8 protein-coding genes and 1 pseudogene are annotated in these 10,428 nt (G+C 25.2%); 3 read left to right on the forward strand and 6 right to left on the reverse strand.

The window, feature by feature from the left end:
• From Q0K19_RS14205 to Q0K19_RS14215, 3 genes are all read right to left on the reverse strand, one after another.
• Positions 1–1,028 (reverse strand): ankyrin repeat domain-containing protein (locus Q0K19_RS14205; protein ID WP_297249098.1); only part of this gene is annotated, 1,028 nt, incomplete at its 3' end.
• A 1,146-nt stretch (positions 1,029–2,174) separates the two neighbouring features.
• Positions 2,175–3,251, reverse strand: coding sequence for an ankyrin repeat domain-containing protein (locus Q0K19_RS14210; RefSeq protein WP_297249100.1), 1,077 nt, complete (start codon positions 3,249–3,251; stop codon positions 2,175–2,177).
• A 318-nt stretch (positions 3,252–3,569) separates the two neighbouring features.
• Positions 3,570–4,679, reverse strand: coding sequence for an ankyrin repeat domain-containing protein (locus tag Q0K19_RS14215; protein ID WP_297249102.1), 1,110 nt, complete (start codon positions 4,677–4,679; stop codon positions 3,570–3,572).
• Between the two features lie 175 nt (positions 4,680–4,854).
• Between Q0K19_RS14215 and Q0K19_RS14220 the strand changes: the two genes are divergently transcribed.
• On the forward strand, positions 4,855–5,706 hold the full coding sequence (locus Q0K19_RS14220) for an ankyrin repeat domain-containing protein (RefSeq protein WP_297249104.1): 852 nt from the start codon (positions 4,855–4,857) through the stop codon (positions 5,704–5,706).
• A gap of 77 nt (positions 5,707–5,783) precedes the next feature.
• Here the strand turns inward: Q0K19_RS14220 and Q0K19_RS14225 are convergent, their stop codons facing one another.
• Positions 5,784–6,698: an Rpn family recombination-promoting nuclease/putative transposase gene (locus Q0K19_RS14225; RefSeq protein WP_297249106.1), complete on the reverse strand. Its 915-nt coding sequence runs from the start codon at positions 6,696–6,698 to the stop codon at positions 5,784–5,786.
• 125 nt (positions 6,699–6,823) lie between these two features.
• On the opposite strand from Q0K19_RS14225, the gene Q0K19_RS14230 reads away from it, so the two are divergent.
• Complete coding sequence (locus tag Q0K19_RS14230) at positions 6,824–7,624, forward strand: hypothetical protein (RefSeq protein ID WP_297249108.1); 801 nt, start codon at positions 6,824–6,826, stop codon at positions 7,622–7,624.
• 424 nt (positions 7,625–8,048) lie between these two features.
• Here Q0K19_RS14230 and Q0K19_RS15455 read toward each other — a convergent pair.
• Together Q0K19_RS15455 and Q0K19_RS15460 are read right to left on the reverse strand one after the other, a co-directional pair.
• Positions 8,049–8,207, reverse strand: a pseudogene (locus Q0K19_RS15455) (ankyrin repeat domain-containing protein); the annotation flags it as partial.
• The gene (locus tag Q0K19_RS15460) at positions 8,195–8,380 is read right to left on the reverse strand and encodes an ankyrin repeat domain-containing protein (RefSeq protein ID WP_367172180.1); all 186 of its coding nucleotides are present in this window, start codon (positions 8,378–8,380) and stop codon (positions 8,195–8,197) included. The gene Q0K19_RS15460 and the pseudogene Q0K19_RS15455, both read right to left, overlap by 13 nt.
• 502 nt (positions 8,381–8,882) lie before the next feature.
• Here Q0K19_RS15460 and guaA point away from each other — a divergent pair.
• Positions 8,883–10,427 carry a glutamine-hydrolyzing GMP synthase gene (gene guaA / locus Q0K19_RS14235; protein ID WP_297249110.1) on the forward strand — a complete coding sequence of 515 codons (1,545 nt, stop codon included), beginning with the start codon at positions 8,883–8,885 and terminating at the stop codon, positions 10,425–10,427.
• The last annotated feature ends 1 nt before the right edge of the window (position 10,428 follow it).

Consider the following 10,428-nt stretch of genomic DNA (forward strand, 5'->3'; position numbering starts at 1 on the left):
TTTACAACTGTAGTGTCTGCTCCTTTCTCTATTAAAAGTTTAACAAGCTCTGTTTTTCCATTGTCTATAGCCTGAAGCAGTAAAGGATAACCATCTTCTGAAGGTATAGGAGTATTTACATCTGCACCTTGCTCTATTAAATACTTTGCCATTTCTGTATCACTATTATAAAGAGTACTAGCCAATAATGAAATATTTACATTTGGATAGTATTCTTTAAGTTCATATTTCATAGCAGGGTCAATGCCTTTTGAAACTAAATATTTTACTATATCTAAACGGCCTGCATTAACAGCATAACGAATTAAAGGATAGCCATAACTATCATAATTTATATCAGCTCCATATTCAGCAAGCATTTTAAATTTTTCTAAATCACATTTTGATTCGTCAACTCCAATTGTTTCAAGTAATATAGGAACAGGTTCTTCCCAGCCGTACTCGACATCTACTTCAGCACCTGCATCTAATAATTCTTTCATTATTTTTAAACTATTTTCATTTGTAGACATTACTGCTGAATGTAAAGCATCAATATTTCCTTCTCCTCTAAAATTAACATTTGCCCCTCTTTTTATAAACTCTTTTACAAGTTCTAAATCTCCCTTTGCAGAAGCTGTTTTTAATGGACTATCATTATCAACATAAGTCTGATCAACATTAACACCGTAAGAAAGTAATTCTGTAACCATTTTTTTATCACCATATTGTAATGCCATTATTAAACTTCTTTCTCCATGTTTTTCTTCCCAGCTTTTTAAAGATTGTGCATCTTTTACATTTTTTAGCTCATTAAAAGCCTCCAAATCCCATTCTGATACTTCAATACCTGATTCACTAATTTCTGCTGTATCAGTATTAATTTCCTCAGTATTATTATCTTCAACATATTCATCATTATTAGATATTTCTGTATTATTGGTATTAACAGTATTAGTATTTACAGTTACTTCTGTATTATCTGTTTTTTTAGAATTACAGCTTATTATACTGATTAATATTAAAGCAGTTATAATTAATTTTTTCATTTAATTACCCCTTAATTATTATTTTTTATTATCATATCACAACTAAATATAAAAGTAAAGAAAACATTAATTTCTTATTGCTGCTAGCGATAAACTCGCTAAAATATAGCTGACAACTAAAGTTATCAGCTGCTCGTTTATCGCTTTAAAAATATATTAATAAATAATTTATATTAATTATATTAGCAATAATAAAAAATAATAATTTATCATTATACCGTATATCAATTAAAAAATAGATAAACTATTTTATATACCTAAACAACTGTATTTTGTCAATTTTAATATTTTTTATATGAATTATCAACTTTTTTGTCGCTCAAAAAAGTTGCTGCCACAGGCACGCTTCGCGAAAACGCATATACTACAGCTTAATATTTTAAGAATATATATTAAATGTATGGTAATACATAAAATTTAGGTTAAAAATGCAGTCTTTCGCTAAGCGTATCCGAGCCTGTCGAGGATATAGCTTCTCGCTGCAGGCGGGCTTCGCCTTGGTTAAAAAAAGAACTGGGGATGTTATGAAATACGGTGGGAAAAAGAACAATAAAAAATTGACAAACTTAAAATTTTTCATTACATATCAAGTACTTTTGAAACAAGTTTATTATTGCTGTTAATAAAAAAAAGCTGACAATTAAATCTGCCATTTATTATTGTTATGCTCGCCTACGCCTATAATCAGCAAATAAATAAATTTATTTGCTGGCTTCGGCTCGCTTTTTATTTATTTTCTAACTCTAATATATCATCATAATTTTTTTCTCTAACTATATAAAATACAGTCTTCTTTTATTGTTGTTATGCTCGAAAAAGCCTATAAGCCCATCAATAATAAATTATTGATGGGGCTTTTTCTCACTTTATTATTTATTTCTATGTAATTCTGTCGGATCACTTATATTAGACTTGTTTCAAAAGTACTTGACAAAATTAGTTGTATAATTTTCAAAATAATTTTAGCTATAAACTATGTTTTATATATTGTATAATAATTAATTTTAATGTATAAAATTGCAGTCTTTTTGGTTCTTTGTGCCAACAAAAGAACTGGGGTTTGGGGCAAAGCCCCAATTATAAATTTAAAAATACTAAAAATTAAACAGTGTAAATATTTAGTAAATTAGTTTTGAAACAAGTCTATTATTTTTCTAAAGCTGCAATCTCATCATAGCCTTGTTCTTTAGCTAAATCAAAAATTGTTTTTCCGTCTTTATCAACAACAGAAGTATCTGCACCTTTCTCTATCAAAAGTTTAAGAAGTTCAATATTTTCAGATCTAAGAGCAACAAATATTAAAGGTAAATCAGAAACACTATCAGTTTGAGTATTAATATCAGCACCTTGTTCTATTAAATATTCTGCTATTTCTGTAGTTTTATTTCTTACTGCAGCATTAAGTAATGAATAACTTTTACCTGAATATGAATAACCATTGGTATATGTCATAGCAGGGTCAACACCTTGAGAAACTAAATATTTTACTATATCAATAGAACCTTTAGAAATAGCAACAGCAATTACGGGGCCATACTCAAAATTTGAATAATTTATATCTGCTCCATGTTCTGTAAGTAGTTTAACTTTTTCTAAATTGCATCTTCCTATTATAGCAACATTTAATATATTATCTTTATTTTCTTCTTTAGTACCATAAATAATACCAGTGTCTGCTCCTGCATTTAATAATTCTTTTACTACTTCCAAATGATAATTTTTTTCAGACTCTACTGCATAATATAAAGCGTCTATATCTCCTTCTTCTTCTCTGAAATTAACATCAGCACCTTGTTTGATAAGTTCTTTTACAAGTTTCAAATATCCCATTTTTGAAGCTAATTCTAAAGGAGTTCTACTATCATTATCATCTTTCATATTTACATCAGCACCATAAGATATTAATTCAATAGCCTTTTCTTCTGTAGGAAATTTATCAATAGCAAATACTAAAGAAGATTTACTCGGATTTTTTGACTGCCATTCATCGAAAGAATTTTTATCTTTTATAGAATCAATTTCATTAAATAATTTTTCTTCCTCTTCTAACATTGTAGTTTTATATATACTCCACATATCATTAGAAGCATATCCCTGATAGATTTCTTCATTATTATTAATATTTACTTCTGAATTATTTGTTTTTTCGCTTTTACCAGATCCGCAGCTTATTATATTTATTATACTGATTAATATTAAAGCCATTATAATTATTTTTTTCATAAAATACTCCATAAATGATTATTGTTTAGTATAATATCATAAGTAAATATAAAAGTAAATAAAATACTAATTTCTTATTGCTGCTAACGATAAACTTATTATTATATATAAAAAATCTCGCCTTAAAATATCTATCAGCTAAAGCTGACAGATGCTCGATTTTTTATTTTTCATATAGCTGACAATTAAATCTGCCATTTATTGTTGTTATGCTAGAAAAAGCCTATAAGCCCATCGATAATGAATGACTTTGGAATTATAGAGTCGACTTTTTCTCACTTTATTATTTATTTCTATGTAATTTGATCGGCTCGCTTTTTATTTATTTTCTAACTTTAATACATCATCATAGCCTTTTTCTCTAGCTATATCAAATACAGTCTTTTTCTCTTTGTTTACAACTGTAGTGTCTGCTCCTTTCTCTATTAAAAGTTTAACAAGCTCTGTTTTTCCATTGTCTATAGCCTGAAGCAGTAAAGGATAACCATCTTCTGAAGGTATAGGAGTATTTACATCTGCACCTTGCTCTATTAAATACTTTGCCATTTCTGTATCACTATTATAAAGAGTTCCAGCCAATAATGAAATATTGATATTTGGATAGTATTCTTCAAGTTCATATTTCATAGCAGGGTCAATGCCTTTTGAAACTAAATATTTTACTATATCTAAACAGCCTGACTGAACAGCATAATTAATTAAAGGATAGCCATAATTATCAACATAATTTATATCAGCTCCATATTCAGCAAGCATTTTAAATTTATCTAAATAACATCTTGATTTTCCAACATATCCAATTGCTTCAAATAATATAGGGGTAATTTCTTCATAGCCGTACCCTACATCTACTTCAGCACCTGCATCCAATAATTCTTTCATTATTTTTAAACTATTTTCATTTGTAGACATTACTGCTGAAAACAAAGCATCAAACCCTCCTTCAGATTTATCATTAACATCTGCCCCTCTTTTTATAAACTCTTTTACAAGTTCTAAATCTCCCTTTGCAGAAGCTATTTTTAATGGACTATTAATATCATAATTCTGATTAACATTAGCACCGTAAGAAAGTAATTCCATAACCATTTTTTTATCACCGTATTGTAATGCCATTATTAAACTTCTTTCTCCATTTTTCTCTTCCCAGCTTTTTAAAGATTGTGCATCTTTTACATTTTTTAGCTCATTAAAAGCCTCCAAATCCCATTCTGATACTTCAATACCTGATTCACTAATTTCTGCAGTATCAGTATTAATTTCCTCAGTATTATTATCTTCAACATATTCATCATTATTATTAGATATTTCTGTATTATTGGTATTAATTGCGTTAGTATCTGTAGTTACTTCTGTATTATCAGTTTTTTTAGAATTACAGCTTATTATACTGATTAATATTAAAGCTGTTATAATTATTTTTTTCATTTAAACACTCCTTAATCATTATTATTTACTATAATATCATAAGTAAATATAAAAGTAAATAAAATACTAATTACCATTATACCGTATATAAAAAATCAATTAAAAATATATTGACAGAATATACTAATATACTGTATAATCAAAAAACTAATATTGGGTTAAAAAGAGGTTTATGATGAAAGTATTATGTATTATTATATTTATTATTAGTTCGTGCATTTCTTATGCCCAAGTTAGTGATGATTTTAAAAATTTAGCAGCAACAAATAAAGAATCAGCATTATACAAATCAGTAATATCAGAAAATATTGATGAGTTTAAATATGTAATTGAAAACAATAAAGAATATATAACTAACATTGAAACATGGTATAACTATATACCTAATTTAAGCACTAATAGTTTCTCTAATTTCGTAAAAGTTTTATTAGATAATGGAATGGATATTAACGAATCTGGAAAAAATCTTATACTTGATGTAAGTAAGTCCTACGATTCACATCATAGACCTAAATTCGGTAAAAGTGCAATTATAGGTATTCCAGATAGTAAATATAAAATTGAAACACTTATAAATCTAGGAGCAAATATTAATATACAAGATAATGACGGAAATGGTATACTTCACTATATACTTTCCAGAGATAATATAGGAACAGAAGAATATGATATTTTTGAAATGCTTATAAAAAACGGAATCAATATTAATTTACAAAATAATGATGGAGATACTGCACTTCATAAAATTTCATATAAAAAAGATAATGGGTATAGAGATATTGATATGGAAAAAAAAGTTATATCTCTTTTGATAGAAAATAATGCAGATAAAAACATAAAAAATAATAATGGAAAAAAAGCGTATCCCGGAGAATTTATATATAATATAAAATTAATTTTTAGTAATATATTTAATATATTATACCATATTTTTCTAATTATAATCATAATTATAGTTGCTATATCGTCTTTTATATTCTATGTAATATCAGGATTTATTGAAAATATAGCTGGATTTTTTAGATAATTTATTTTTATGCTGATTAAAATTATATATATTATTATTTTTTAATAGAACTAAAATTATGATATAAATTTTTTATATCATAATTTTTCTATTTTTTCTATACTAAGTCCTGTTAATTCGCTTATAAGATTTAAATCCATATTTTTATTTTTCATATTTCTGGCTAGAGAATATTTTTCTTGTTCTATACCCTGTTCTATACCCTGTTCTATACCCTGTTCTATACCTTTTTCTATACCTTTTTGTATTCCTTCTTCTATACCCTTTATACGCTCTTCATTAAGCATTAAAACATTAAAGTAATCTCTTTCATAATTACTGTAACCATTATATAAATCATTACTATTAACAAATTTATTATATTCTTCATATACTTCTTTCATTATAGGGTTTTTCTTTACTAATATTTCCATAGTATCCTCCAATTTATCTTTAGAATTTAAAAACTCAAACCAATCTGATAAATCTTTACACAATTTATTATTACTATTGAATTTTTTCAATTCAAGAAAGTGAATCTCTAAATGATTAGTTAATATATGATTGGTTTCAAGCTCTTTAATAAAATAACAGCTATGAGGCTTATCTATACCTTTTATCAAATTAAAATCAAGAATATTAATACTTACTACAGGTGTTAAATCTGAATATATATCCTTAGATTTTAAATTTGTAAAATAATTTTTAGCCCAATAATATAAGCTTCTATATATAAATGACTGATTACCTATTCTTTGTATTTCTATTATTATAGTTTCACCTGATTTTGTTTTTGCCTTAACATCTGCTATTGATTCTTTATCAAATACATTTTCTTTTAAATTAAAAGTATTCAAAACTTCTATATATTCAAAAGGCTCTTGATTAGAATCTATCCTAACAGAATTAATTAAATTTTTTAATATATGCTCATGTCCTTCTTTTGCAAACATATAACGCATAAAATAATCATTAAGCACATTAAATTTTTTATTATTTGATCTCAATCCCATAAAATTATTATAATGAATTTTTATTCTTTGTCAAATGGTATCAATTAAACTAGATATATAAAAAATATATCTAGTTTATATATATTCTAGTATTTAATTTTGATAAAAAGGTATATAATAATATTATGAACAAATATGCATCTCCAATATATCAATACAAAGGAAGAGTTAATTTAATAATCTCTTTAATATCAGCTTTAATAAATTTAACAGCATTACTAAATATAAACCATTTTAATTTAATAACATTTAATGCAGTATATTTATTCAGCTTCTTTTCAGTATTTATGTTTATCAATTCCCGTACAGTTGATACTAACATTTTTAAAAATTACAAGAAAGAAATAAAAAATAAAACTATATTCTCTTTTCTTGGTTTTGTTATATCATTAATCTTATATATCTTGATTACAAAAATTGTTTTTAATAAAATAGCAGTATCATTTAAATATGCCCTTCTTACTATTATGAATTTTCTTTCCATAATACTAGCTAATACAGTATATTTTATACTAGAAAAACTTTTTATAAATGAAGATAAACATTTCTTTAATATTAAATGCATTTCAAATATATTATTAATATCATTTGTCTATACATCCGTTTTTATAACATTATATTTATTTCATGAATATAAATACATTATTATTTTATTGAGTATATCAAACTCTTTATTATCATCAGCAATACTATCAGTTTTTAATATAATGTCATCAAAGTTTATGAATCCTTGGAGCAGATTTATATTTGTAAATGCTAGTTATATAATATCCTTTATTTTATCTTTAATAATATCTTCTATTATAGTAGCTATTCTCTTTATATTTACAATAGAAATATTTGTTTTTACTTCTATAATAATATTATTGTCATTTATAATTTCTATTTTATTAGCCCATTATATAAAAGCATATTCATATTTATAAAATAATTACATTTTATAAATACAAATTATTATTTTTTATAATTATTTAGAATATATTTAAAATTCTTTATATATTCTTCTAATTCTTTTTTATCATTTATTATTTTTCATTTGAATCATTATTTATAAAATTGATTACTGATAGAAGTTCATCTTCTGCTAATTCTTTAATCAAATTTAATGTTTTCTCTTAACTCTGTTATATAAATATTTTATTAAATTATTATATATCAAAATTTATTTTATCAAATATTTTTTAAGAACTTGTTTAAAAAATCAATTAATAAATATTTACACTATTTTTATAATATAGCTTTTCAATACTAAACATACAGAATAAAAAACTAAAGCCAAATAAAAGATACAATATAAATCAAAAAGTACAAAGAGCATGGGCATGTAATAGTTTTTTAATTATTTATCTATCATTTATATTTTACTAATAATTTAATAGTCATTTGTCTTTTATATAACTCAGCATAATACAAAGCATTATGTCCATCATTATCTTTTATATTAATATCTGCTCTATTGTCAAATAAAAATTCTGCAACATCATATTTCGCTTGATTTAAGGCAAAATATAATGAATTATTTTTTTATGATTAACAGCATTTATATCAGCACCATTATCTAGTAATAGTTTTACTAAATTTAAATCACCTTTAATGCATGCATACATTAAAGGTGTATAATTTACTTTATTTCTAACTAATTTATTATCTTCATTATCGCAATGTATTAAATTTCTAAATATTTATACTCCATTATCAGAGCAATAATTTTTTATATTACTTTAAAAAAACAATTTAAAATCTTTTAAATTTCCGCTTCTGCAAATTTTTTCATATAAAGCTGCTCCTTGAATTAATTATTTAATAACTATAAAATGAATATACGTCAGTTTTGTCAGCATTTTTGTTATTTTTAAACAAGCTTAAATACTAATTTTAAATTTTATTCTCCCACCCACCCTTTATATTTATTAATTAATTTTGAATTTATAATTTTCTTTATCTTTATTGCTTTAACATGAATGATAACACCCACCCTAGTATTATTTAGGTTAAAAATGGTATTAACGCACGTTAAATTATTATAAAAATAAAATATGCTAAAAATAAAACAATTTCAATTATTCAAAAAATCAGCTTACCGTGCGTAATTATCAAAATATTATGATAACTATTAATTGAAATTTTATTATTTTGATGTAATATTAAAAAATTCATAGTTTATTTTTTATAAAAGAGGAATATATGCAAAATAATATTGATAAGGTTTTAATACTAGATTTCGGCTCACAATTTACACAGCTTATTACAAGAAGAATAAGAGAATTGAATGTATATTCAGAGATACATCCATTTCATGTTTCAATAGATTTTATAAAGAATTTCAATCCTAAAGCAATAATACTTTCTGGAGGTCCTTCAAGCGTATATGAAGAAGATGCTCCTAAAGTAGATAAAGAGTTATTTAATTTAGGAGTGCCTATATTAGGAATATGTTATGGTATGCAGATAATAGTTTATTCTATGGGCGGAAAAGTTGAAAGTGCCGACAAAAGAGAATACGGAAAAGCTGAAATTGAAATTACTAATCATGAAAGCATATTTAAATCATTCGGTAAAAGCAATATAGTATGGATGAGTCATGGAGACAGTATTAAATCTATACCTGAAGGTTTTGAACTTATAGCAAAAACACCTAATACAGAACTCGCTGCTATAGAAAATAAACAAAAAAATATTTATGCTATACAGTTTCACCCTGAAGTAGTTCATACTGAAAATGGTATAAAAATAATAGAAAATTTCTTATTTAATATTTGTAAATGCGAAAGAAATTGGAATATGGGCTCTTTTATAGAATATGAAATAAAAAGAATAAGAGAAACTGTAGGCGATAAAAATGTAATATTAGGACTTTCCGGAGGAGTTGATTCTTCTGTAGCTGCAGTATTAATAGAAAAAGCTATAGGAAAGCAATTAAAATGTATATTCGTTAATAACGGACTTCTTAGAAAAGATGAAGATAAAAAAGTTGTTGAAGTATTCAGAGATAATTTCAATATTGATTTGATTTATGTTGATGCTTCAAAGAGATTTTTAGATAAATTAGCAGGTGTAACTGATCCAGAACAAAAGAGAAAAATAATAGGCCATGAATTTGTAAGCGTATTTAATGATGAAGCTAAAAAGATAGAAAATGTTGGATTTTTAGCACAAGGTACGCTTTATCCTGATGTTATAGAAAGTGTATCTTTAAGAGGAAGTTCTGCAGTTATAAAAAGTCATCATAATGTTGGCGGACTACCAAAGGACATGAAATTTGAACTTTTAGAGCCTTTCAGAGAATTATTCAAAGATGAAGTTAGAGAAATAGGTTTAGAATTAAAATTACCTGAAGATATAGTATATAGACAGCCTTTCCCTGGTCCTGGTTTGGCAGTGAGGATATTAGGAGATATTACAGAAGAGAGAGTTAAAATACTTCAAGAAGCTGATGATATAGTGGTAAGCGAAATAAAAAAAGCAGGACTTTACAGAAAATTATGGCAGTCTTTTGCTATACTTCTTCCTGTAAAAAGTGTCGGCGTTATGGGTGACGGCAGAACCTATGAGCAAGTTTGTGCTGTAAGGGCTGTTGAAAGTGTTGATGCCATGACTGCTGATTGGGCTAAAATTGATTATAATGTTTTAGGTATAATATCAAACAGAATAATAAATGAAGTAAAAGGTATTAACCGCGTTGTTTATGATATATCTTCAAAACCGCCTGCTACTATAGAATGGGAATAAT

Source organism: uncultured Brachyspira sp., from assembly GCF_944393015.1.
Classification (GTDB): Bacteria; Spirochaetota; Brachyspiria; order Brachyspirales; family Brachyspiraceae; genus Brachyspira.